The organism is Flavobacterium filum DSM 17961, from assembly GCF_000425465.1.
Lineage (GTDB): Bacteria > Bacteroidota > Bacteroidia > Flavobacteriales > Flavobacteriaceae > Flavobacterium > Flavobacterium filum.
Genome location: NZ_AUDM01000017.1, coordinates 1 through 22271 on the forward strand (window position 1 = coordinate 1; position 22271 = coordinate 22271).

Sequence of the window (22271 nt, forward strand, 5' to 3'; positions counted from 1 at the left end):
GACGGTTGGCTACGCAACCGACTGCGGTATTGCATCTGGCACGATTGGAAGAAACCCGAAAGGAAAAGGAAAAACCTGATTCAATTGGGGGTTGACCAAGACCACGCCTACATGTGGAGCAGAACGAGAAAAGGGGGATGGGCGATTGCCCAAAGTCCGATTTTAGGAACAACTATTACTTTGAAACGCTTGAAACAAAAAGGATACGAATCCTTAACGGAAGTCTACATTCAACTCAACCCATCTCTTTGCGAACCGCCGAGTACGTGACCCGTATGCTCGGTGGTGTGAGAGGCTCTCCCTGCTAGTTTCTAGTGGGGCAGTCTACTCGATTACCAGCTGGCGTTCTGTCTGTCGAGTTGCTGTAGTCCGTGTCTACTGTGAGTTTCGCTGTCATTGACGGGTTGTTTTTGTGTCGGCTGAGGGTTGGCGGTTTTAAAAATTTTGGAAGGGAAGGAAATTTTAAAAAATAATTTTTCGGTCGGGAAAGGTGGAAGCTCTTTTGCAATTTTTGGATTGAGCATTGGCTTGGGTGAATTGCAAATTTGCTTACAACTGTGGGTTGGCTTCTTTGTTGTCATTCCAATAATAGCTGTCTGGATAAGGTCGTTTGCCGAATATTGCAGTTCCAACTCGAATTATCGTTGAACCTTCTTCAATGGCTGTTTCAAGGTCGCCACTCATCCCCATAGATAACTCGTGAACGGGTATATCTTTGTCTAACATTTCTAATTGAATTTTTTTGAGCAATTGAAAACACTTGCGAACTTTTTCTGTTTCGGCAGAAAAAAGCCCGATAGTCATAAAGCCTTTTATGTTTAATCGGTCAAGTTGTTTAACTTGTTGAGTAAAAGTCAAAGCATTTTCGGGTGAAACACCAAACTTACTTGCTTCATAAGAAGTGTTTACTTGAATAAAAACATCTATGGTTCTATCTTCAAATTCTAATCTCTTTTGCAATTTTTCAGCTAATTCCAATCTATCAACAGATTGTATGCAGTCAGCATATTTCGTAACTTCTTTGACTTTATTAGTTTGAAGATGTCCTATGAAATGGGTTTGGTGTTGCATAACTTTTAGTGCTTCAAATTTCTCTTTGAGTTCCTGCACCTTATTTTCTCCAATCAGGGTTTCACCAGTTTTCAAGGCAGTAATAATATTTGTAGCAGAAACTGTTTTTGTAGCTAATAGAAGTTTGATTTCATTGGGGTTTCTGCATGAAAATTCGGCTGCTGCTCTTATTCTACCCTTAAGGCTTGCTATGTTTTCGATTATGAAGCTCATATCCGCAATTCGTGTTCAGGACAATCCACTCTCAATTCGTTTTCGGCAAGTTTGCTATTTAGAAGTTTACAGTAGTGAACACCATTATCAATTTGGTAATTGGAACAAGTAAAACACATTCTTTGAATTGTTATGATGCCTGAATTGTTTAAGTCATAAATCAATTTCAGCAATCCATTAAGCATTATTGCTTTTTGTTCCTGAGTAAGTTTTTCAATAGGATGTTCTATTGACGAAGCAAAGAACGATGCTTTTTTAGCTATTTTTTTTCCTTCGTTTGTAAGTGATAACGAAAAACTTCTTGTGTCAATGGGGTCAGTTTCCTTTGTTACTAATTCTTTTGAAAGCAAAACTTTTACGCTATCGCTTATTGTGGCTTTTGTCATATTGAACTCATCTGCCAAATATCCCACCTTGCATTTCTCCAAGGAATGGTAATAGATGAAAATTAAAATTTGAATTTGTATTGGGCTTAATGAGTTTTCTTTGCTTTCATTCCATAATAATACCCTGAATGCTTCTGAAATTCGTTCCAAAGACACAACAATGCGACTTTCAATTTTTTGGTTTTGTTCGTTTAAGTTGAATGATGAATATTTCATATCGTCAAATTTTTAGCAATATAAATCCAAGCCTTTTTTCCCGACTCAAAAGTTTCAAGAATCCTACGGTATTCACTTACTTCATATTTATCGGTTTCAGCAAGTTCAGTATCTGTAATTTGAAATATCATTCCTTCGATAAAGTCATCATTATTTGTTGACTTTACAGCAATTGGGTGATATTCAAGTTGACTTTTAGATAGAACTGTCGAATCGGTGATTTGTAAATTTTCAATTTTATATCCTATCAATCTGTCTCGCACTCCTTTTAAGATTCGACCATAATTTTCAATCTGTACTTTCTCCAACTGTAAAGTGCCATAGGAGAATAGTAAATGTATTCTCTCTTTCATTTGCAATTTTCCATTTCGATAATGAAATAACCTTTTTGCTTGATTTCCGCTTCCCATTCAGGTCTCACAGTTTCAATGTGGCAAAACCTGCATTGCTTTGATGTTAAGGGTTGCCCTTCTTGTCTTTTAGATATTAAATATTCTGTACCATATCCGTAAATTATGGTTGTATCTTTAATTTCTTCGGGTGCGATAATGTCAAAGTGCATTACGCTACCGTCTTTTTTTGTTACATAGGTGTCCCAAACTGCTACTTTCATTGTTTTTGTTTTATTGTTTTGTGCGTTTGCGGAAAATGCAAACAGCATCATAATTAATAAACTTAAAATTCTCATTTTACTATTACTTTATTTAAAGTAATGCCTTGCAAAGGTAGGATTCCTAACTTTGCAAGGCAAATAAAATTACTTAACTTTATATGGTAAGGATAAATTACCACTAGCTACCGAATAGACTTTGTAAACGCCAAGCATTGGTTTGTCTCCGCCACCGTGTCCACCATCACCGCCTGTATATACTTGCATAAAGGCTGCAACACCGTCAAAGGAAAAATCCGTTTTGTTGTTTATTCGATAATTGGGGACAACTACTCTTATTGTATTTCCTTTTGTGATAACTTGAAAGCCGGGGGAATCCATATACATTGGCATACCAGGGTTAGTTGGAGGTAAAACGACTGTTGTGTCTTTTGGGTCGAATTGTTTTACAGCTAAGCCACCTTCAACTCGCTTATCTTCTGTTAAGATTACCCAATGCGGATGCCAAACAATTCCGTCATTGGCAAAATTGCGGTCTGAATTTTCATCCCAAAGAGGAGTGTCGTCAAAATCAGGATGTGAAGTAAGGGCTAAAGCCACGATTCCTTCAATATCGCCAAATCCAACATCAGTTGGTTTCAAGGAAGTTGGAAAAACGTACCCCAAAACAGGTGCTCCATTGAGTTGTCCTACTGGTGTTGGCGTGGTTTTTCCTGCCGTTCCTTTTACGGTAATTTCCCAAATGGTTGCACCAATTTCAGGTGAGTGTTTTACGCTTACTTTTTTGATTTGGAAATCATCATTGTTGTAGTTTCCGCATTTGTCGCAAGCAAAGCTTTGAACTGCGAAAAGAGAAAGTCCGAGAAAAAGAAATATTTGTTTCATTTTTTTGAAATTTAATTGTTTGAAATAAAGTTAGAAATCCTAATTAAAATTAGGACTCCTAACTTTAAAAGAGAAATTTTTTTAGCCTTTTACGTCAGCCATAGACGCACCAAAATTGATGTGTAATACATTGCCGTTTGGTGTTAGCAAAGCTGGAACAGATTTTACACCTGCTTTTTCCGCTTCCGCAATTCGGTTACGGTCTTCGCCAATGTGAACGATTTCTACATTAGTTGCTCCAATTAGGTTAACGATGTCGTGCTCTGCGCTCACACATACAGGACATCCTGCGTGATAGAAAATTGATTTTGCCATTTCTTTATGATTTTATTGTTGTTTGGCATTATTGCCGCTACAAATATAGTAAGGAATCCTAACAATGCAAATTATTTCTTAGATTTATTTAGAGAATATTTTACATCATTGATATTCAATGCGATAAAAATCTTATAAGGGTGGGAGGATTGGCTCTTTTGCAAAACTTGGGTTGTGTGTCGGCTTGTGCGGTTTTGCAAATGTGCCAATGTGCGGTTGGCCAAAATTGTTTTTAAAAATGTGCGGTGGGGAAATTTAAAAACCCATTTGGGTCGGCTTGAGTGTCGGTAAAGTCAGGTCGGTTTGTGTCAAGTTACAGCGAAATAGTCTGCCGTGTTAAGGTCGTTTGTTTGGTTTCGTGTCGGTTTTTTACGCTTGCTGGTAACGTTTTGGCGCTTGGCGCAGTGGCGGATTTCGGAGCACAAAACTGTCAATACACCACAAAAGTTGATGCGAGGTAGAATGCTCAATTAACCACTTCACCCGCCATTGAGCCAAACGCCTGTTACCTGCTGTGTTTCTTGTCATTATAAGTTGGTATTCAATAAGTTAATTCCTGTATTAAGAAGCATTTTTGAAAATTCTTGTCCGTTAATAAGCTGTATTTCATTGTCTTTTGCCAAGTTTTCAGCTTTTTCATTAAACGTGTTTGCTGTCGTAATTACCCAAGCTATTTTATTATAACCATCATCTAAACTCTCTTTATTTGTCTTGTAGTCATTTATTTGTGTCGCACCCCACTCACTTATTTGACCCTTTTGAAATTTGACTTGAGTATAAATAATAAGCTTTATGTTCTCAAATACTGCAACAATATCTGCGTCACCCTCTTTATCTCTTTCGTTTTTTGCTGGAATAGATACGGAATTTGCCCCAATTGTCAAAAAGTAAGTTTTAACTAACTTTTCAAACTTGTCTGGATTCAACTCAGCTTTAATTGCATCCAAAACGAAATTTGCCGTTTTGTCTATTATGATAGAATGTAAATGAATTGGCTTGTTTATGGAATAATTCTCAATGCTTTTTTCAACGCTCAATTTCAAGTCATTGATATTTGCATTTGTCTGTCTAATTTTCATTCTTGAGGTTAGTTTTGCATCTGCAAACTTGTCTCTTGAAATGTTTTTGTGAAGCACTTTTACTTTCCAAGCAAACCCTAAATCATAAGTTTTACCCTGCTCCGAAACAAGAAAATTTCCGTTTCTTGAAACAATCTTATCTCCCCAAGTTTTTAAACCTTCTGAAAATGTGTCGCCAATTTTCAAAGGAACTTCGCTTTCAATTTCACAAACGAAAAAAGTACCCCAACTTGGAACAATTACAATGTCACCTTTTGACATTCTAAGAAAATTCCACAAGTTGTGTCGAGTACGAGGAACTGACCCCCATTTTTCTCTAAACTGTTCATTGAAATATGCCCAATTGCCTGCTTTGACTTTGTCAATAATTTCATCATTCGTAAAATCTGAAAATCCAATTGTCAAAAATCCTTTGTTAAGTAAAGGGTATGAAAGTTCAGCAATGTGTGAAATTCTGTGAATCCAATAATTCATTATTCTTATTTTTTAGGGTTACATTCTTCAATAATTTCCTCAATGTTCTTGCCGTCAATTTTCCAAGTCTTATAGAGGTTAATTACTTTTTTAGCTAACTCGTTTTGAGTTTCCTCACCGTCATTATTTAGTTGGTAGTACATCTTTTCAACAACTTCATAATCAGAAAAATTGATTATATCTTTTGCTCCTAAATGGTTACGCATACCTCTTAAATAATCCTTTCTCCAACCTCTTGCAGCATCACGGAATTTTTGGTAATTTCTGTTTCTCCAAAACTCAACATAAGCCCCAATCATAGCACCGTGATTTTTTTCTCTTTCTAAAGGTCCAACTCTGAAAAATACATTAGAGTCCTTTACCTGACACCACAAAAATTTATTTTTGTATTCAATGTTTGAAAAATCAATCTCCTCTTCTGAATTTTCGATTGTGTCTTTGAATTGTTGAATGTAATTTTTCTTGAAGTCCTTTTGAATTAGAAATGGTACAACTTTTTCTTCAAGTTGATTTAGTTTACTTCTAATTTCGGGTTTGATTTCACCGCCAAGGTCAATTTCTTTGGCTAATTCGTTTATAATGTCAAAAATACATTGTTGAATGAGTTTTGTAACCTCCGCATCTTTTTTTGAAGTTTTATCTGGCTTTGCCTGTTCAGCAATGATTATTAGGTTGGATAAAATTTTGTCAACTGTTTCAGGTTTTGTGTAAAGCACAATATCACGAGAAACTAATTTTATGAGTTCATTCAATTCTTCAAGTTCTACAACTCTGTCATCCCATATTTCCCAAAGTTTGTTTATGAAGTTGTTGAATCTAGCGGATTTTTCCTCAAATACTTTTACGTTTCTCTCTTTGGTTTCTTCTGCTGAAGTTTGACCGTTTAAAAGAAAGACTGTGATTATTGCGGTAATAACAACTCCGATTAAAGCACCAAAAAATTGAGAGGGTAAAATCTCAACATCGAAAATTCTGAATATTACAGAACTTGCTATAAAAATGAACGTGAAGGCTATTATTCCGTAAAGCCAAAGATTTTTATTCTTCATTTGTTTAATTTATTTGTTAGTCCGTTTAAAAATGAAAAATATAAAAGCGGTGCTTGCACCGCTTTTATATAATGTCTTTTAGCTTCTCTTGTTCCAAGTTCTTCCGTCATTTGTAGAGTAGTAAAGTCCTTTTGTTGTTTGAGCCAAAATTTCTTTACCATTGTCTGTCAAGTCTTGGAAGTCTCCATAAGAGCTGCCTGAATAACGAGTGTTCCAAGTCCTACCGTCATTGGTGGAATACTCAAGTTTGTTTTGTTGTTTTGGGCTTATACGGATTATTTCTTTGCCCCTGTTAATCATTTGTCCCATATTTTATAGATTTAATTGTTAGTGCTTACTCTAATCGGTTTTCAGCTTCCCCGTTTCCCTGCAAAATTAAAATGTCAGTACGTCAAAACGTGTCGTTGTTTATATGCACTGTCGTTTTTTTTAACATAGCAGGTAACTAGTAAATATCTTCAAATTTATGTAACTTTTTTTAACTTTTCAATTTTTATTCCAGTTTTTTCTGATGGTTTTGCTCGGCAATCCGATCTAACGGACTTTGAATTTTATTCACCGCACTCGCACTAATGTGCGTGTAAACCGTTGTCGTTTTGATGCTCGAATGTCCCAAAAACTGCTGGATATACCGAATGTCTGTTCCGTTTTCCAACAAATGCGTGGCAAAACTATGGCGTAACGTATGCACCGTAGCTTTCTTTTCCAAACCGGACTTTTGTAAAGCCATTCGCAGGACCTCCTAAACACTTTTGGCTTACTTAATGAACCTTAAAAACACTTAACTTCTTACTGTTTAAAAAAAGAAAAAGAATACTACAAAAAACAGTTGTATAGCTAGTATAGGATTTATTTAATACCCCGTATAGTTATTTTAGGTCGAGTCAAACAACCGACAACCGACAACCGACAACCGACAACCGACAACCAACAACCAACAACCAACAACCAACAACCAACAACAATATAGATAGTGTATGGATAGTGTATGAATAAAGCATCAAAGGAGGCGGATTTATTAAAAACATAAAATCAATATCTTTTCCTGAAAAAATGTCTGTTAAAACATTGTTAATCAAGATGTAAATCTGAAATTTTGACGGTTTTTGAGGGAGTAAAATGTCAAATTGACTTCTTTATTCAATTGGTATAAACTTTGTCTTTTAAAAGTCAAAAGAAAATGTTTAACCTAAAAAATAAAAAGTTATGACACTAGTAAAAACAACCAATCGTTTCCCATTTCCTGCTGTATTTGATGAATTTTTCAAACCCGATTGGATGGGAGGTATGGAACGCATGAACAACACCGTTCCGCCAGTAAATATTAAAGAAACCGAAACCACTTTTGTGGTAGAATTAGCTGCTCCCGGAAAACGCAAAGAAGATTTTAACATTGAATTGGATGACAACGTATTGACCATTTCTTCTGAATCCAAACACGAAAAAGAAGAAAAAGACACTGATGGAAAATATACCCGCAAAGAGTTTAGCTACTCTTCTTTTAAAAGAGCGTTCTCACTACCAGAAATTGTAAACGAATCGGATATCAATGCAACGTATGAAAATGGGGTATTGCACATCACACTTCCAAAACGCGAAGAAGCATTGCCAAAACCAAAACGAATGATTGAGATTGGTTAAATAGAAAGGGCTGATATTTCAGCCCTTTTTTTAGTTTATTCGGTAGGCAATAATGGTGTTTTCTTGCCACCATGCACCACCAAAATTTTCTAATGTGTTGGTGGAGTTGATGACTTCTACCGCACCGGCAATGTAATAATAGGTTCGGTTTGCAGCGGTTGCATTGTTAATTACCACCGTTCCCTGTACTAATGAATATAATGACGAACCCGGATAATTTCCGCTCACATAATAACTTCCTACAATATCTGCTGTAATAGCCGGATTTATCAACGCAGAGGTGGAAAAAGAAGTACGAAGCCAATAAGACGAGTCGTTGGGTGTTGCCACTCCTGTTCCGCCTGTTCTTCGCATTAGCATCGTTACATTCACAGCCCATCTTCCGGGTGGTAGGGTAATGGAAGAACCCGTTTGTAGAAAATTGGTTGTGGAAGAAGGAATATTTATTCCTGTGCCAACTAAATTTCCAACCACATTATTAATTGATATCGGTTGCCAACTGGCTACTCCGGTTGCATTGGAGGTGAGTACTCTTCCGTTCGCTTGCGTTCCATCTACTATACGAACTGTTCCGTTTACATGAAGAGAATTCGTAGGAGCTACCACATTTATACCGACGTTTCCGCCCAACGGTTGTAGGCTAAGAGGATCCGCTGTTCCTGAAAATCCGGATTGAATCCAAGCAGAAAAACCTCCGGTTCCGTCTGTTTTTCCAATATCCAAACCTTCACTACCATTAACGGCAATTCGCAGTATTCCATTACTGGTTAAATTGGGAAAAGCCGGCACATTTCTGTTGGCAAGTACTGTTAATCTCGCTGGGGTATCCGTTGCACCAATCCCGACATTACCATCACTGTTCACTCTAATTCTTGAAACACCGGTGGTGGCCAAATCCAATGTGTTGGCAGCGGGTCGCCACATTCCGGTGTCTTCATCACCCATCCAGGAGTAGGTGGGTTGCGTAACAATTCCATTATCATAGGCTCTTAATCTACCGTTGTTGGAAAAGTTAAAACGAGGGTTATTGTTCGTGCGAACTCTAAAATCAACATCATCAATAGAACCGATAAAATTATTTGTTGGATTGGTTCCGCTATTTCCCGAAGTGGACCAATCTCTGCCATCAGAACCAACGGCTACCCAGCGAGAGCCATTCCAATAGTAAAATCCGGCAATTACATTATCAGGACTCACTCCGGCTGGAGTGGTGTTGTAAACCAACGTGGATGTTACTAATGCTCCGCCTTGCGGGTTTACTACAGTTGTATTATCGATGGCGGAAAGTAGAGCAACACGTGGAATTAACAATCCATTATTGGTTGAGGTTATGTCCATCATGGCATTGGGGTTGGTGGTGTTTACACCTACTTGTGACAGGGCGGCAAAAGGGAAGAGTAGAAGTAGTAAGATTAGGTTTTTCATGTTTATTTTTTATTAAAGTTTGTCTTTTTAATTATTTTCTTTTGATGAATGATGTTAAGTTCATAATCTCCTTTTTCTAAATGGTTGATGTTTAAGTAAATTATTTTATCGGGAAGCTTCTCGATTTTTGCTTCATAGGGTTGCCGATTTTTCTTTTGCATTTGGGTTGAATTTTGTTTTAGATAAAATTATTTCAAACCAAAAAAAATCCCTGTCACAGATGTAACAGGGATTTGTAATTATGTAACATTCTTAAAAACCTCAATAAAATAAGGCTCTTAGAGAATAATTATTTTTTTTCTGCATATTCAGAAGGCGAACAACCAAAGTAATCTTTGAATGATCTTGAAAAATACGATAGTTCATTAAACCCAACGGAATAGGCAATTTCAGATATATTTCCGTTGCCTTTTTTGAGTAATTCGGCAGCGTTTTTCAAACGTTCATTTCGAATGAACTCTGTTGCCGAAACACCTAAAAGTGATTTTAATTTACGGTGTAACTGCATGCGACTGATACCAATTTTTGTAGCAAATTCTTCAGCTGTAAAATCAGCATTTGCTAATTGGGTATCTAAAATAGTTTGTAATTTTTGCAAAAACTTTTCATCTACCGAGTTAATAACAATATCCACCGGTTTTAAAATGAGTTCTTGACTATAACGTTGTTGCAGTTTTTTACGTTCGGAAATGAGTTGTTGAACGGTTGCCCTAACAATGTTGTGGTTAAACGGTTTTGTTAAAAAGGCATCGGCTGTGCTTTTTAATGCTTCTAAATGAGCTTCTTCGGATGTTTTTGCCGTGAGAAGAATTACTGGGACAAATGAGGTCAATTCATTGGATTTAATTGCTTTAGTAAAAGCAAATCCATCTAATTTTGGCATCATGACATCGGATATGATACAATCAGGAATTTCCTTTTGTGCTAAATTAAAGGCAGCTTCACCATCTTCTGCTTCAATAATTTTAAATTCATTAGACAAAAGGTCGTGTAAAACACTTCTAATTTGAGCATTGTCATCTACAACTAATAGGATTGGTAATTCTTCCGATACTTCATTATCATGCTTAATCAATTCTATTTTTTCGGTTGCGATGAGGATATTTTTATCGTTTGTTGTGGTCAGTGGCAACGATAGTACAAATGTTAGTTTGTCATTTTCTAAAGTAGTTGTAATCGTTCCTTGGTATATATCCACAAGTTCTTTTACAAGGGCTAAGCCAATGCCAACACCATTTTGCGTATCTGTTTTTTGATAAAAGCGTTGAAAAAGTTTTGGAAGATCATCTTTATTCAATTGCACCCCTGAGTTAGTTACAGAAAGGAGTACATTTTCATTTTTTATTTCAGTTGAAAAATCAATAGTGTGATTTTCAGGTGTATATTTTAAGGCATTGGAAAGCAGATTTGAAACAATTTTTTGAATCACATCTCTATCAAAAAAGTGATTTTCGTTACTCGTTTCAATGTTTGTATGTAACAATAATTTGTTTTCCTTCGCTTGAAAAATAAACGGTTCTGCGATTGATTTTAAAAAATCAGAAAGATTTCCTTCTTTTAAAATGAGTTTAAAAGCACCGCTATCGAGTTTAGAAAGTTCTAATAACTGATCGACCAGTTCAAGCATTCGATCGGCATTTTTATCAACCAAATGCAGTTGACTTTTCTGCTTTTCATTTGTGGCGGATGCTTGCAATTGTTGCACCGGACTTTTAATCAGTGTTAGCGGAGTGCGAAATTCATGCGAGATATTAGCAAAAAACCGCGATTTCATTTCGTTTAGTTCACTGATTTTGTTAGCGGTTTTGATTTTATTTCGGTACAGATAAAATATACTTAATCCGAGTAAAACTAGAAGCCCAATTAAACCAATGTAAATATATTTTTGTCGTGTTGCTAGTTCATTTTCAGCAGAAAGTAATTTGATTTCTTGTTCTTTTTTTTCAGTTTGGTGTTTAGTTTCTAAATCTTGAAAATTTATTTTATTTACTTTTAAATTTATTAAATTTTGTATTGAATCCCTTTTTTCAATTAATTGTAAAGCCTCATTAAAATTTTGAGTATTAGAATTCAGCTTAATTTTAATATTTAGGTATGTAATGTAATTTTTAGATATTTTATTTTTTTCTAAAGAGGAAGTTATATTATTAAGTATTGTTTTTGCTAAATCAATTTTATTGGTTTCAATATAGTTTTCAGAAAGTAATAAATTGATAATTAATAATTTGTTTTCATCGTTAAATTCTTTAAACAATATTTCAGCTTCTTTTAAATAAGATATTGATTTAGAATAATCTTTTAACTTAATATAACATTCACCTAATGCTAAAGCAGAATTAGCAACTTTCAACTTAAAATTTATAGATTGAAAATAATTGTATGCTTTTTTAAGATGGGTGATTGCACTACTAGGGTTATTAAAGTGTAATTCTACCAAACCTTGACCCAAAAAGATTTCATTTAAGAATAAAGGAGTGTCATTAACACGTGCTATTTTCAATGCTCTGCTTAAAGTTTCATTTGCTTTATCTTGATTATCCAATTCTTTATAAACATCTGCAATTTGACCTAATACAGCAATTTTAAAATCTAAAGCACTTGGGTCATCGTCACGAATTAGTTTATCGGTTTTAATAAAATACTCCAAAGCAGAATTATAAAAACCATTATCTTGATTGAGAAATCCTAGGAGAAAGTGAATACTTTCCATTCCAAATTCATCAGGAAATTTTTTAGATTCTTCAATAAAAGAGAGTAATAGTTTTTCAGACTCTTTATTTTTATTTAAATCCATTAATGTTTGAGCTTCGTTGGCAACACCTTGAATATATAAATACTGGTCATCATTTTTCTTGGCAATAGTTGCCGTTTTTTTGAACTTTTCAAGTGCTTTTTGGTGGTCACCGCTTCTAACTTTCAACATTCCCTCATAAAGCCATCCATAACCTTCACATTTGTAACAAGAACTGTTGACATTTAGTGCTTTTAATTTGTCTATAGTTGCTTGTGTTTTTTCAACATCATTATCCATGTAAATCAATGCAAGTTCTGCATAGGCATTACCTATATCATCAATGTCTTTTGCATTTTTTGCTATTTTTTGAAGTGAGTCTATTCTTTTCTCCATTTGCGAAAAAGAAAGAAAAGGAAACAAAAGCAAAAGGAATACTATTTTTTTCATTGCGTTCGATTTATGATTCCAAAGTAGTCATTCAAAATGAAAGGCATTTTAACAAATGTAACAATTTTGATGTTACGTTAAAAAGAATTATCTAGGTAAAGTGCTATAATTTAAATGTTTGAGGAGAGGTATGAAATAAATGAACAATACTATTCCAATTGTTTTTTGTGTAATTAGATGCTAAAGGAAAACGCAAAACTGATTTTGAAATTGAATAGAATGATAATGTGTTAAGATTTCTTTTTAAACAAAATATGAAAAGATAAAGGTGGAATATAAAGGTAAAACGTCAAGAAATTTATCTTCTTTCTGAACGTTTGTGTTTTCTGAACGTGTAAACTAAATTGATACACAAAACCAAAGCGAAAGTTTGAGATTTATAACAGAATCTTACTAAACACCGTTATTTTGAAGAAAGAATCATCTTTTTTATCAACGAAATTTGTCCCAAATGATAATAACTGTGTTCAATCATGCCATCGATGTTTCGATAATAACTACCATAATTTGGATTGGTAAAATCGGCATTTAATTGTTCATCGGTGAGTTGTTCAACGTATTGAGCGAATGTTTCGGCGTCTTTCCAAAACCGTTGTAAAAAGGCTTCCCATTGCTCTTGAGTAGTAATGGGAGGAAAGTCAAAACTGTATTTGTCTTTGATGTCTAATGTTCCACCGGCAAACACCTGATTGATGCCGTTGATGTAATAATGAATATGTTGGGCTAAAAGGGCAATGGTGTTGAGGTTGCTTACTTTTTGGGTGACCATTTCCCAATTCGTATTATCCAATTGAGCTTTGAAATTGGTGTTGGCTATCCATGTGCCGTTTAGGATGACTTCACGAAAGCGGGTGGCGAGAGCAATTGATGTTGACATAGTAGTTTAAAATAATAAATCAAATTTAAGTAATAAACTCAAAGAAGTTTTCCTTGTGAATAAAATTAAAGGTATAATTAGAATAGGTATTACTAAAACTCTTGGTCAATTGAGCTTTTTTACTCGGATTCCATTTAATTTCAAAGGTCGATAGATGATTATTTTTTTCTATTATTAAATCAATTTCTTTTTGTTCTGTACTTCTCCAAAAATAAAAATTGCCATACATCTGTTTGTATTCATTTTGTTTTCTCATTTCATTGATCACAAAATTCTCAAATATATTGCCCACGTCATTTCGTATTTCAACGGGTCTAAAATCATTTATCAACGCATTTCTTATGCCTAAATCGTTGAAATATATCTTTTTAGATTTTTTTAATTCATTTCGTTGATTGGTATGGAAAGAATTCAACTTATAAATCACAAATGATTGTTCCAGCATAGCAATATAACTTTCAACCGTTTGATTGTCAATTTTTAGTAAATTTGATAATTCGTTATAATTCACTTCGCTCCCTATTTGCCACGCTAAGAGTTTTAATAATTCAAGAATCTTTTCCGGCTTTTTTATTCCTTTAAACAAGAAAATATCTTTGTAAAGATAACTTTCGGATAAAAATTTAAGTAATCTTTCTTCTTCACCTACCTGTGTTACAATTTCCGGATAGTAACCATAAATCATTCGTTGAGGTAGCTGTCGAATTTCATTGAGTAAATTGGTGTGATTCACCATTTCTTGAAAGGATATTGGGTATAAATTAAACACAAATTTTCTACCTGTCAATGGTTCGTTTAAACTGTTTCTTAATTCAAATGCACTAGAACCGCTGGCAATGACTTGAATTCCTTTGTGATAATCTGCATATAATTTTAAAATACTTCCAATATTCTCAATCTTTTGAGCTTCATCTATCACAACTATTTTATTTTTCCCGGCAATTTGAAGTAATCGCTCACTATTGTGATTTTTTAATAAAAGTTGTACATCTGTATTTTCTCCATCCAACCACAGAACATCTTCCTTTGTAGATTCAATTAACATTTTTATTAATGTACTTTTTCCAACTTGTCGAGCACCTAGAAGCACAATGACTTTTCCTTTAAAAAAATCGTTCTTCAAATCTTGAAAAATTTGTCTTTCAATTCCAATCATTGTCGTAAATTTTAGAATGTAATCGCAAAATTACTACTTTTTTTTGGATTTGATTCTAAAAAATAGGAGTTTTTCACTGTTTTCCTTTTAACGATTAATTTTATGTAACAGTTTTGAAGAGTGGGTTAAGGGTTGAAATTTGCGACTTTGCGAGATTTTTTAATTTTATTAATTGAATTTGTGAGGTAAGCGTAGTGGTTTATTTAAATGCCACAGGAAGGGTTTGTGCGGGAGCGGGGCAGCAGGGGAAATGTTATCTTATATGAAAATGAACTTTTATTCAGGCTTAATTTTTACAATTTTGTTGTCACGCAAAACAACCAATTCACTGTTTTTCATTTTCTTAAATTCTATAAGTTTTTCATACACTTTTTCAAGTCCTTTTAGAATTTTATTTTTTTCTTCTATTTGAATTTCAATTGTTGTCATAGTGATTTTTTAAAAGGTTGAATTTTTCTTGATTTACAATGTTTAGTAAACCGTCAATTTGTTTGTCAGCAAATAGTTCATGTTGTCCTTCAGAATTGTCAAAAAGCAAAGCTCCATCAACAATTGAAAGATAAATGTCAAATAAATTTTTAATTCCTCTAGTGTATCGTCTTTCTATAATTTCAGGTTCAATGTTATGTCCGCCTTCTGAAACTCTTGTTTTTACACGCTCTTTTGCTAATTCAATACTTTGAAGCCAAAAAAATAAAAGTGTTACTCGATAACCTTTTTCTTTAGCTTCAATTATTTTGTTTTGATAGCTTTTTGTTGCTAATGTTGTTTCAAAAGCAAAACTTTCGTTTTCAGCAAGAAGCTCATCAATTCTATGAAGCATAATTCTTCCCGCTTCAAAAGATACTTTTTCGGGTTGAAAAGGAGATAATCCTTTTGCGATTTCATCAGCATTAACAAACTCTTTACAATCCAAAATTTCAGGCAAAATCGTAAACGATGCAGTTGTTTTTCCTGCTCCATTGCAACCTGCTATGATGTAAAGCTTTTTATCAGTCATATTCGCAAATTTACAAATTAATTTCTTTGGTTTCTATTTTTGAAATCTTTGTGAAATGAGGTTGGATTTACAAAAGCACATATATAATGATTCTTGTGGTAGTTTAAAATTTTTTGCTGCGAAGTCAGAGACCTTCGCAGAGCATCGGTGTTAATGTTCTGTGCTAATTTGTTATCCAAATATAATAATAATTGAATGAATTTAGAAACGGCAAAGTCAGAGACGTTCGGAGAGCAGGAGTATTTATGTCATTTGAAACGACATTTTGATGTTATTAAAGTTCTTATTTTCTAAATCGTTTTTAGAAATTCCGAAATAATAAGTTCCGCTTCCGCCAAACTTTGTTAAATCAGTATTTGTGTCATAACAATCTAATTGCAGTAATAGTTCGTATGTTTTAGATAATTCTAAAATATCATTCCATCGTTTTTGATACTCGGAACTTTCCGCACCATAAAGCCCCAATTCTTTAGAAGCAAAATCATAAACCACACTTGATTGAATAGACCTGTCGTGCCCAAGAATTTGATGCATACTATCATAATCTTGATAAAGTTCTTCCCTTATATATTCTTCGGTTGGTTGATAAAAATAGAAATATAACTCATTATTATATTTTTTCTCAAACTCGAACAATTTATAATTTTCATCGTCTGGGAGTGAATAATACTCAAAATATTCTATTAAAGCTGTCTTGAATTTTTGGTTTTCTTGAAGGTCTTTTGGAAATTCTGTTCGGACAATATTTTCAGATTCGCTATAAATAAATTCAAAAGGTTGGTTTACTCCATTAAATTCATTCCATTCTTGGTCAAGACTTAAAAAAATATAGAAAAAACCATTTTTTGGTAATTTATTTTCTTTATCGTATTTAGCTAACTCAGATAGATTGTATTGAGCACAAAATAACATCGGAATATCATTCGCTCTTGGCCATTCAAAACCTTTTGGTAAATCAGGTTTTCCGCCAATTTTGGATTTTCCTATTTTTATTTTGTTATCATCATTCGATTTTGTTTTAATTCCAACTGTCGGTCTAATCATTTTGATTAGTTTTTCTTTATCTTCTTTTTCAATTTGGATTTCTTCTGAATTCCGAATGAATGATTTTAATTTTTCTAAATTATTTCTTTTGAAACTAAACATTTCTTTTGATGTTATGTTTTTTTAATATTGTGTACAACTAGTAAATATACTCAGTTTTTATATATTCTATTGAGCAAATCTACCCAAATTGGTAGTTATATGCTCAATTGTATTATTCTACTAAAATACAAAAAACATCCACACCTCAATAATTTCTTAATAAATTTCTTAAAATACTGAATTTCCAAAATAATTTCTTTTTTTGCACAATCTCCTAGCCCCGATTGCAGCGGAAAGCCTTTTGGGAAGAAAACCTATTTTTTCTTGGTTTGGCAGAGCAACCTTGGGAAGTCCCGATAGCAATCGGGATGAACCTTAGAAAAAAAGGTTTTTGAGCAAAAGCTTGTAGCGGAAAGCGGGAATAGCTTCTAAAAAAATCACATCTTCTCCTGCAAACTTTTTATTTCATCACGCAATTTGGCTGCATCGATAAAATTGAGTTCTTTGGCGGCTTTTTCCATCATTTTTCGGAGGTCGCGGATTTTCTTTTCGATTTCGGGTTTGGTGAGGTACAAGCTTTCGGGTTCGGCGGCTTTTAAGACTTTGTCTTCGTAATATTGGGTAGAAACGGAATTGTTGCTCAAGGCATTGTTTAAACTTTTGTTCAATGCTTTGGGTTGCAAATTGTGTTGGGTGTTGTAGGCAATTTGTTTTTCGCGACGGTAATTGGTTTCGTCGATGGTTTTTTGCATGGAAGCCGTGATTTTATCGGCATACATAATGGCTTTTCCGTTCACGTTTCGGGCGGCTCGACCCACGGTTTGGGTGAGCGAACGATGACTGCGAAGAAAACCTTCTTTGTCGGCATCGAGAATGGCTACGAGCGAAACTTCGGGTAAATCCAACCCTTCACGGAGTAAGTTGACACCAATCAAAACATCAAACAAGCCTTTGCGTAAATCTTGCATGATTTCTACGCGTTCCAACGTATCGACATCGGAGTGAATATATCGACAACGAATGGAAACTTTGGTTAAATATTTGGTGAGTTCTTCTGCCATGCGTTTGGTTAACGTGGTGACTAAAACACGTTCGTCGGCTTCGCAACGGAGTTGAATTTCTTCGATTAAATCGTCGATTTGGTTTAAACTCGGACGAATTTCGATGATTGGATCTAATAATCCGGTGGGACGAATGACTTGCTCAACAAAGATGCCTTCGCTTTTTTGTAATTCGTAATCGGCCGGAGTGGCGGAAACATAAACCACTTGGTTTTGCAAGGCTTCAAATTCTTCAAACTTTAACGGACGGTTGTCCATCGCCGCGGGAAGTCGGAATCCGAATTCAACGAGGTTTTCTTTTCGGCTGCGGTCGCCACCATACATGGCATGTACTTGCGAAATGGTCACGTGACTTTCATCCACCACCATTAAAAAATCATCCGGAAAATAATCCAACAAACAGAACGGTCGTGTGCCGGGTTGACGACCATCTAAATAACGCGAATAGTTTTCGATACCGGAACAATAGCCGAGTTCTCGAATCATTTCTAAATCGAAATTCGTTCGTTCTTCCAAACGCTTGGCTTCTAAATGTTTACCGATTTCTTTGAAATAATCCACTTGTTTGACCAAGTCTTGTTGAATTTCCCAAATGGCATTTTGCAAGACATCAGGAGAAGTCACAAACATATTCGCCGGATAAATATTGAGTTTGGAATAGCGTTCAATTACTTTTGTGGTTTTGACATCAAAGGCTTCAATTTCTTCGATTTCATCGCCAAAAAAATGAACGCGAAACGGTTCATCAGCATAGCTTGGGAAAATTTCCACCGTATCGCCTTTAATGCGAAAGGTGCCGGGAGTAAACTCTGTTTCCGTTCTGGAATATAAACTTTGTACTAAACGATGCAATAATTTCGTTCGGGATATGATTTGTCCACGGTCAATGGAAATGACATTCTTTTGAAATTCCACCGGATTTCCGATACCATACAAACACGAAACAGAAGCCACGACCAACACATCTCTTCGGCCGGAAAGTAGGGCAGAGGTGGTGCTAAGACGCAGTTTTTCGAGTTCATCGTTAATGGACAAATCTTTTTCAATATAGGTTCCCGTAACCGGAATGTAGGCTTCGGGTTGATAATAATCGTAATACGAAACAAAATACTGCACGGAATTATTCGGAAAAAATTGCTTGAATTCCGAATACAATTGAGCGGCAAGTGTTTTGTTGTGAGCTAAAACAAGCGTTGGTTTTTCTACTTTTTCAATTACGTTAGCCATTGTAAATGTCTTTCCTGAACCGGTGACACCCAACAGGGTTTGGTATTTTTCGCCATTCAAGATTCCGTTGGCTAATTTGTCAATGGCTTGTGGTTGATCGCCGGTGGGTTGGTATTCTGAGATGACTTGGAATTTCATTTGAGAGGGGCTGAGGAGCTGAGTTAAAACATTAATTTATCAGGATTTTGTCTTGTATCCCAAACAGATAGAATAACGATTACATTATCATTTAGTTCATAGAATAAAATGTAGTTTTCAACTAGTATCCCACGAACATTTATTTCATTGGTCTTCTTTCCTATGTAAGGTTGCTTAATAAGTAAATTTAATTCTGTTTGAATTTTTCTGTGAAGTTTTAACGAATAGGTTTTGCTTTTGTTTCTTGCGTTGAAAAAATCAAAAATTAATTTCAATTCTAACTTAGCTGTAGATGTCCATACAATTACTCTTTCAACCATTTCTCCATTTCTTCATTTACAACATCATTAGTAGAAAAATTACCTTCGGAATATTCTTTTTGTGATTGATTGATAATTTGCTTTTGTTCTTTAGTCAAAACAATAATGTTTTCTGTTTTAGACTCAATCAACGTATTCAAGGCTGATAAGAATTTTTTATCGTTTATAAAATCGATTCTTAACTTTAAAATATTTTTTAGTTCAGCTGTATTCATAATTCAATGCTTTTTACAAAGTTACGAAAAAAACGTTTTGTTTTATTCTGAGGTAAACTTCCAATCTTTTTGTTGATTTTCGCTTAAAAAAGTCCAAGCAACTAGGCGACTGATTTTTTGTCCTTGATTCATTTCGATGGTTTTAATGGCGGCAGCTTCTACTTTGTTTAGGGTTTTATAAATGCTTTTCAGATTGTCTTTTTTTGAAACTAACGTGGTAAACCAGAAACATTGTTTGGGATATTTAACACTTTCGTAAATCATTTGATTGATAAAAGCGAGCTCGCCGCCTTCGCACCAGAGTTCGTTGTTTTGTCCACCGAAATTTAATATTGGATTGGCTGTTTTTTGATTGGTTAAATTCGACACTTTTCGAGATGCACTTTTGGCTGCTTCTTCTTTAGAATCATGAAAAGGCGGATTGCAAATGGTAAAAGCAAATTTATCTTCGGGTTGAATAATATCTTTAAAAATAAAGCGAGAATTGACTTGTTGTTGTAAACTGATTACTTCACTTAAGTGCGGATTTTTTTCAATAATGGAAACACAGTTTTCCAGAGCTGTTGCATCAATATCGGTCGCCACAAAACTCCAGCCGTATTCGGAATTTCCTAAAATAGGGTAGATGCAATTGGCACCTACACCAATATCTATACCCATGATGGCTTCTCCTGTTGGAATCATGTTCTGATTTTCTTCTGCCAACAAATCAGCAATTTGATGAATATAATCGGCTCTTCCGGGAATAGGCGGACAAAGATAATCTTCGGGCAAATTCCAATCTAAAATACCGTAATAGGTTTTAAGTAAGGCTTTGTTTAACGTTTTTACAGCCAACGGATTATTGAAATCGATGGTTTCAATTCCGTATTCGTTGGTAAAAATAAACGATTTTAATTCGGGAGTTTTATGCAATAAAACACCAAAATCATAACGAGAACGGTGTTTGTTTCGTGGATGTAATGATGATTTTTCTATAATTGGATTATTTTTCAATGGAAAAAATTTCTGTAATTCAATAAATACAAATTTACTTTTTTAAAATGATATAGTTATACATTGATTAGTTTTTGATAAAATCAACTGATTTAATGAATAACTTCTTGAAAATAAGATGAAAATGATTTGATTCTAAAGGAGTTCAGTTTTAGAATTGTATATTTGCACTCTAAAAAAATAATATGAAAACAATTTTTTACTTATTACTACTGGTTCCTTTTTTCTCTTTTGCTCAGAAAATTAAAACCAAAAAAGACAGAATTTTAATTGACGAAAAGGAGGTTGCTATTTTTAATGATAAAGTGCGTGATCAATGCGTGTTTTTTGATTTAAACAATACTAAACAATTTACAGCCGAATACAAATCGCTAATGGAAGGCCAGACTATCATCAATCAATGGTTGGTGGTTACCAATGCTGATGGCACTAAGAAAACTGAAATTCCATATGAAGTTTTAATTACTTCGTTTAATTCTTCTCGAGTTATCATGCATTTGTTGTCTGCTAAATATGAATTGTTTGATGCTAACGGATTTAACCAAGCAAAAATTGATGCATTTTTTGCTACAGAACGTGAAAGCATTGGCGACAAATCCTTACAAGCAAAAATTGATGTTATAGCCACAAAAAAAGAAAAAGAAGCTAAGATTGCAAAATACCGTCCTTTTGTAAAAACAGACGGAACAGTAATGTTTGGTGGAACAGCCGGAACTAATATTGTTGGAAAAGTAATTGGAAGTCCTTACACAGCTTTTGGAAATAACAATTTTGCCGATGTATTTGATTTAGATAATATAAAAGTTGCTTCAGCAAAAATTACAGGAAATGTGAATAATGATGTAGAAGTAACTTTGTTTAACGATAGTAAATTTACTTATTCAGCAGAAAAAAGATACAGTGGTCCTGATAATACCAGTTTTTTTGTAGAGTTAATGGGCGAATTAGTTTATCGTGACATCACATTAGGTCGTCAGGCTAAGCAATATAAAGCTGATTTGTTAAAAGAAAAAATAAAATTAGCCAAAGAGAGAAGTGTAAATGTGTACAATGTTCGTGGTTATGCTATTGATGAAAAAGGTGTAAAATATGATGGAACATTAACGGCTCAATTTGAAAAATTAGATGTACACCAAACCGGAAATACAGAAGTAGTGGATGCGATTGATAATTATGGTAAAAATGTAACCATAAAATATTTAAACGAAAAAGGGAAAGAACGTATTATTACACTTTCTGCCAAAGATAATGTTACATTTTTTGTAAAAAATAGTGATGGTTCAGAAACCGGTTATAAAGGAATGAAAGTGAAAGGCGATGCCGCTAAAAAAATATCAAACGCAATGTCTTTAGGCTTTAACAATGCTTATTTTTATAAAGAAGTTTTTACAGAAAAAGGAAATTCTGTTTTTATTGATCCGGTTGATGAAGAAGTTTTTGTGATAAAATTGAAAAATCAAAATGTGGGTCAAATGATTGATAAGCGAAACAATAAAAATCTTTCTAAAGAATTAGCAGAATACTTGAGTGCTTGTAAACATTTATCAGATGAGATAATTAGCGGAGCTTTTGATTTGAAAATTCAAGATAATTTAATCAATATTGTGAAAGAGTTTAATGAATGTAAATAGTTGAAAGATTATTTGTCAT

The 22271-nt window shown here is 34.2% G+C and carries 25 protein-coding genes and 1 pseudogene; 3 read left to right on the plus strand and 23 right to left on the minus strand.

The annotated features are described in order from the left end of the window. Nucleotides 1-270 (plus strand): annotated as a pseudogene (locus H601_RS16380) (group II intron reverse transcriptase/maturase); the annotation flags it as partial. Nucleotides 271-332: 62 nt separating this feature from the next. On the opposite strand, the gene H601_RS0110900 reads toward H601_RS16380, so the two are convergent. The 11 genes from H601_RS0110900 to H601_RS15610 form a co-directional block, all read right to left on the minus strand. Next, nucleotides 333-524, minus strand: a complete 192-nt coding sequence (locus H601_RS0110900; RefSeq protein WP_026711550.1) for a hypothetical protein — start codon at nt 522-524, stop codon at nt 333-335. 25 nt (nt 525-549) lie between these two features. Continuing rightward, on the minus strand, nt 550-1284 hold the full coding sequence (locus tag H601_RS0110905; RefSeq protein ID WP_026711551.1) for a YggS family pyridoxal phosphate-dependent enzyme: 735 nt from the start codon (nt 1282-1284) through the stop codon (nt 550-552). After that, nucleotides 1281-1886, minus strand: coding sequence for a MarR family winged helix-turn-helix transcriptional regulator (locus H601_RS0110910; protein ID WP_026711552.1), 606 nt, complete (start codon nt 1884-1886; stop codon nt 1281-1283). Before H601_RS0110910 ends, H601_RS0110905 begins: the two co-directional genes overlap by 4 nt. Beyond that, entirely contained in the window at nt 1883-2239 is a 357-nt protein-coding gene (locus tag H601_RS0110915) for a gamma-glutamylcyclotransferase family protein (RefSeq protein ID WP_026711553.1), read from the minus strand. Before H601_RS0110915 ends, H601_RS0110910 begins: the two co-directional genes overlap by 4 nt. After that, nucleotides 2236-2499, minus strand: coding sequence for a DUF2024 family protein (locus tag H601_RS0110920; RefSeq protein WP_026711554.1), 264 nt, complete (start codon nt 2497-2499; stop codon nt 2236-2238). Before H601_RS0110920 ends, H601_RS0110915 begins: the two co-directional genes overlap by 4 nt. Before the next feature lie 144 nt (nt 2500-2643). After that, the gene (locus tag H601_RS0110925; protein ID WP_026711555.1) at nt 2644-3381 is read right to left on the minus strand and encodes a hypothetical protein; all 738 of its coding nucleotides are present in this window, start codon (nt 3379-3381) and stop codon (nt 2644-2646) included. A gap of 81 nt (nt 3382-3462) precedes the next feature. Then, nucleotides 3463-3696, minus strand: coding sequence for a hypothetical protein (locus H601_RS0110930; protein ID WP_026711556.1), 234 nt, complete (start codon nt 3694-3696; stop codon nt 3463-3465). Nucleotides 3697-4223: 527 nt separating this feature from the next. Beyond that, entirely contained in the window at nt 4224-5036 is an 813-nt protein-coding gene (locus H601_RS0110935) for a restriction endonuclease (RefSeq protein ID WP_211223548.1), read from the minus strand. Between the two features lie 218 nt (nt 5037-5254). Beyond that, on the minus strand, nt 5255-6298 hold the full coding sequence (locus tag H601_RS0110940; RefSeq protein WP_245571647.1) for a hypothetical protein: 1044 nt from the start codon (nt 6296-6298) through the stop codon (nt 5255-5257). A 78-nt stretch (nt 6299-6376) separates the two neighbouring features. Continuing rightward, nucleotides 6377-6598, minus strand: a complete 222-nt coding sequence (locus tag H601_RS16385; RefSeq protein WP_245571648.1) for a beta propeller repeat protein — start codon at nt 6596-6598, stop codon at nt 6377-6379. Between the two features lie 193 nt (nt 6599-6791). Then, complete coding sequence (locus tag H601_RS15610) at nt 6792-7028, minus strand: tyrosine-type recombinase/integrase (protein ID WP_035655871.1); 237 nt, start codon at nt 7026-7028, stop codon at nt 6792-6794. Between the two features lie 476 nt (nt 7029-7504). On the opposite strand from H601_RS15610, the gene H601_RS0110955 reads away from it, so the two are divergent. Then, on the plus strand, nt 7505-7939 hold the full coding sequence (locus H601_RS0110955) for an Hsp20/alpha crystallin family protein (RefSeq protein WP_026711559.1): 435 nt from the start codon (nt 7505-7507) through the stop codon (nt 7937-7939). Nucleotides 7940-7969: 30 nt separating this feature from the next. Here H601_RS0110955 and H601_RS16170 read toward each other — a convergent pair whose 3' ends face one another. From H601_RS16170 to rlmF, 12 genes are all read right to left on the minus strand, one after another. Next, nucleotides 7970-9364, minus strand: coding sequence for a hypothetical protein (locus H601_RS16170; protein ID WP_026711560.1), 1395 nt, complete (start codon nt 9362-9364; stop codon nt 7970-7972). A gap of 2 nt (nt 9365-9366) precedes the next feature. Further along, complete coding sequence (locus H601_RS16655) at nt 9367-9525, minus strand: hypothetical protein (RefSeq protein WP_169628267.1); 159 nt, start codon at nt 9523-9525, stop codon at nt 9367-9369. 128 nt (nt 9526-9653) lie between these two features. Further along, nucleotides 9654-12545 carry a hybrid sensor histidine kinase/response regulator transcription factor gene (locus tag H601_RS16175; RefSeq protein WP_026711561.1) on the minus strand — a complete coding sequence of 964 codons (2892 nt, stop codon included), beginning with the start codon at nt 12543-12545 and terminating at the stop codon, nt 9654-9656. 403 nt (nt 12546-12948) lie between these two features. Further along, nucleotides 12949-13422, minus strand: a complete 474-nt coding sequence (locus tag H601_RS0110975) for a DinB family protein (RefSeq protein WP_026711562.1) — start codon at nt 13420-13422, stop codon at nt 12949-12951. A gap of 25 nt (nt 13423-13447) precedes the next feature. Then, complete coding sequence (locus H601_RS0110980; protein WP_026711563.1) at nt 13448-14578, minus strand: ATP-binding protein; 1131 nt, start codon at nt 14576-14578, stop codon at nt 13448-13450. 276 nt (nt 14579-14854) lie between these two features. Next, nucleotides 14855-15007 carry a hypothetical protein gene (locus H601_RS16660; protein ID WP_169628268.1) on the minus strand — a complete coding sequence of 51 codons (153 nt, stop codon included), beginning with the start codon at nt 15005-15007 and terminating at the stop codon, nt 14855-14857. Next, nucleotides 14994-15578, minus strand: coding sequence for an ATPase (locus tag H601_RS0110990; RefSeq protein WP_026711564.1), 585 nt, complete (start codon nt 15576-15578; stop codon nt 14994-14996). Before H601_RS0110990 ends, H601_RS16660 begins: the two co-directional genes overlap by 14 nt. A gap of 243 nt (nt 15579-15821) precedes the next feature. Further along, nucleotides 15822-16724, minus strand: a complete 903-nt coding sequence (locus H601_RS0110995; RefSeq protein ID WP_026711565.1) for a DUF1963 domain-containing protein — start codon at nt 16722-16724, stop codon at nt 15822-15824. Nucleotides 16725-17101: 377 nt separating this feature from the next. After that, on the minus strand, nt 17102-19090 hold the full coding sequence (gene uvrB, locus H601_RS0111005) for an excinuclease ABC subunit UvrB (RefSeq protein ID WP_026711566.1): 1989 nt from the start codon (nt 19088-19090) through the stop codon (nt 17102-17104). A gap of 23 nt (nt 19091-19113) precedes the next feature. Further along, nucleotides 19114-19410, minus strand: a complete 297-nt coding sequence (locus tag H601_RS0111010; protein ID WP_026711567.1) for a type II toxin-antitoxin system RelE/ParE family toxin — start codon at nt 19408-19410, stop codon at nt 19114-19116. Then, complete coding sequence (locus H601_RS0111015) at nt 19395-19625, minus strand: hypothetical protein (protein ID WP_026711568.1); 231 nt, start codon at nt 19623-19625, stop codon at nt 19395-19397. The genes H601_RS0111010 and H601_RS0111015 overlap by 16 nt, the downstream gene beginning before the upstream one ends. Before the next feature lie 42 nt (nt 19626-19667). Beyond that, the gene (gene rlmF, locus H601_RS0111020; protein WP_026711569.1) at nt 19668-20621 is read right to left on the minus strand and encodes a 23S rRNA (adenine(1618)-N(6))-methyltransferase RlmF; all 954 of its coding nucleotides are present in this window, start codon (nt 20619-20621) and stop codon (nt 19668-19670) included. A 185-nt stretch (nt 20622-20806) separates the two neighbouring features. Here rlmF and H601_RS0111025 point away from each other — a divergent pair, with 185 nt between their 5' ends. Next, nucleotides 20807-22252, plus strand: coding sequence for a hypothetical protein (locus H601_RS0111025; protein ID WP_026711570.1), 1446 nt, complete (start codon nt 20807-20809; stop codon nt 22250-22252). The last annotated feature ends 19 nt before the right edge of the window (nt 22253-22271 follow it).

Coding starts and splice junctions, on each gene's coding strand:
- H601_RS0110900 (WP_026711550.1), bottom strand. CDS start 524: ATGCTCAATCCAAAAATTGCAAAAGAGCTTCCACCTTTCCCGACCGAA.
- H601_RS0110905 (WP_026711551.1), bottom strand. CDS start 1,284: ATGAGCTTCATAATCGAAAACATAGCAAGCCTTAAGGGTAGAATAAGA.
- H601_RS0110910 (WP_026711552.1), bottom strand. CDS start 1,886: ATGAAATATTCATCATTCAACTTAAACGAACAAAACCAAAAAATTGAA.
- H601_RS0110915 (WP_026711553.1), bottom strand. CDS start 2,239: ATGAAAGAGAGAATACATTTACTATTCTCCTATGGCACTTTACAGTTG.
- H601_RS0110920 (WP_026711554.1), bottom strand. CDS start 2,499: ATGAAAGTAGCAGTTTGGGACACCTATGTAACAAAAAAAGACGGTAGC.
- H601_RS0110925 (WP_026711555.1), bottom strand. CDS start 3,381: ATGAAACAAATATTTCTTTTTCTCGGACTTTCTCTTTTCGCAGTTCAA.
- H601_RS0110930 (WP_026711556.1), bottom strand. CDS start 3,696: ATGGCAAAATCAATTTTCTATCACGCAGGATGTCCTGTATGTGTGAGC.
- H601_RS0110935 (WP_211223548.1), bottom strand. CDS start 5,036: ATGTCAAAAGGTGACATTGTAATTGTTCCAAGTTGGGGTACTTTTTTC.
- H601_RS0110940 (WP_245571647.1), bottom strand. CDS start 6,298: ATGAAGAATAAAAATCTTTGGCTTTACGGAATAATAGCCTTCACGTTC.
- H601_RS16385 (WP_245571648.1), bottom strand. CDS start 6,598: ATGATTAACAGGGGCAAAGAAATAATCCGTATAAGCCCAAAACAACAA.
- H601_RS15610 (WP_035655871.1), bottom strand. CDS start 7,028: ATGGCTTTACAAAAGTCCGGTTTGGAAAAGAAAGCTACGGTGCATACG.
- H601_RS0110955 (WP_026711559.1), top strand. CDS start 7,505: ATGACACTAGTAAAAACAACCAATCGTTTCCCATTTCCTGCTGTATTT.
- H601_RS16170 (WP_026711560.1), bottom strand. CDS start 9,364: ATGAAAAACCTAATCTTACTACTTCTACTCTTCCCTTTTGCCGCCCTG.
- H601_RS16655 (WP_169628267.1), bottom strand. CDS start 9,525: ATGCAAAAGAAAAATCGGCAACCCTATGAAGCAAAAATCGAGAAGCTT.
- H601_RS16175 (WP_026711561.1), bottom strand. CDS start 12,545: ATGAAAAAAATAGTATTCCTTTTGCTTTTGTTTCCTTTTCTTTCTTTT.
- H601_RS0110975 (WP_026711562.1), bottom strand. CDS start 13,422: ATGTCAACATCAATTGCTCTCGCCACCCGCTTTCGTGAAGTCATCCTA.
- H601_RS0110980 (WP_026711563.1), bottom strand. CDS start 14,578: ATGATTGGAATTGAAAGACAAATTTTTCAAGATTTGAAGAACGATTTT.
- H601_RS16660 (WP_169628268.1), bottom strand. CDS start 15,007: ATGACAACAATTGAAATTCAAATAGAAGAAAAAAATAAAATTCTAAAA.
- H601_RS0110990 (WP_026711564.1), bottom strand. CDS start 15,578: ATGACTGATAAAAAGCTTTACATCATAGCAGGTTGCAATGGAGCAGGA.
- H601_RS0110995 (WP_026711565.1), bottom strand. CDS start 16,724: ATGTTTAGTTTCAAAAGAAATAATTTAGAAAAATTAAAATCATTCATT.
- uvrB (WP_026711566.1), bottom strand. CDS start 19,090: ATGAAATTCCAAGTCATCTCAGAATACCAACCCACCGGCGATCAACCA.
- H601_RS0111010 (WP_026711567.1), bottom strand. CDS start 19,410: ATGGTTGAAAGAGTAATTGTATGGACATCTACAGCTAAGTTAGAATTG.
- H601_RS0111015 (WP_026711568.1), bottom strand. CDS start 19,625: ATGAATACAGCTGAACTAAAAAATATTTTAAAGTTAAGAATCGATTTT.
- H601_RS0111025 (WP_026711570.1), top strand. CDS start 20,807: ATGAAAACAATTTTTTACTTATTACTACTGGTTCCTTTTTTCTCTTTT.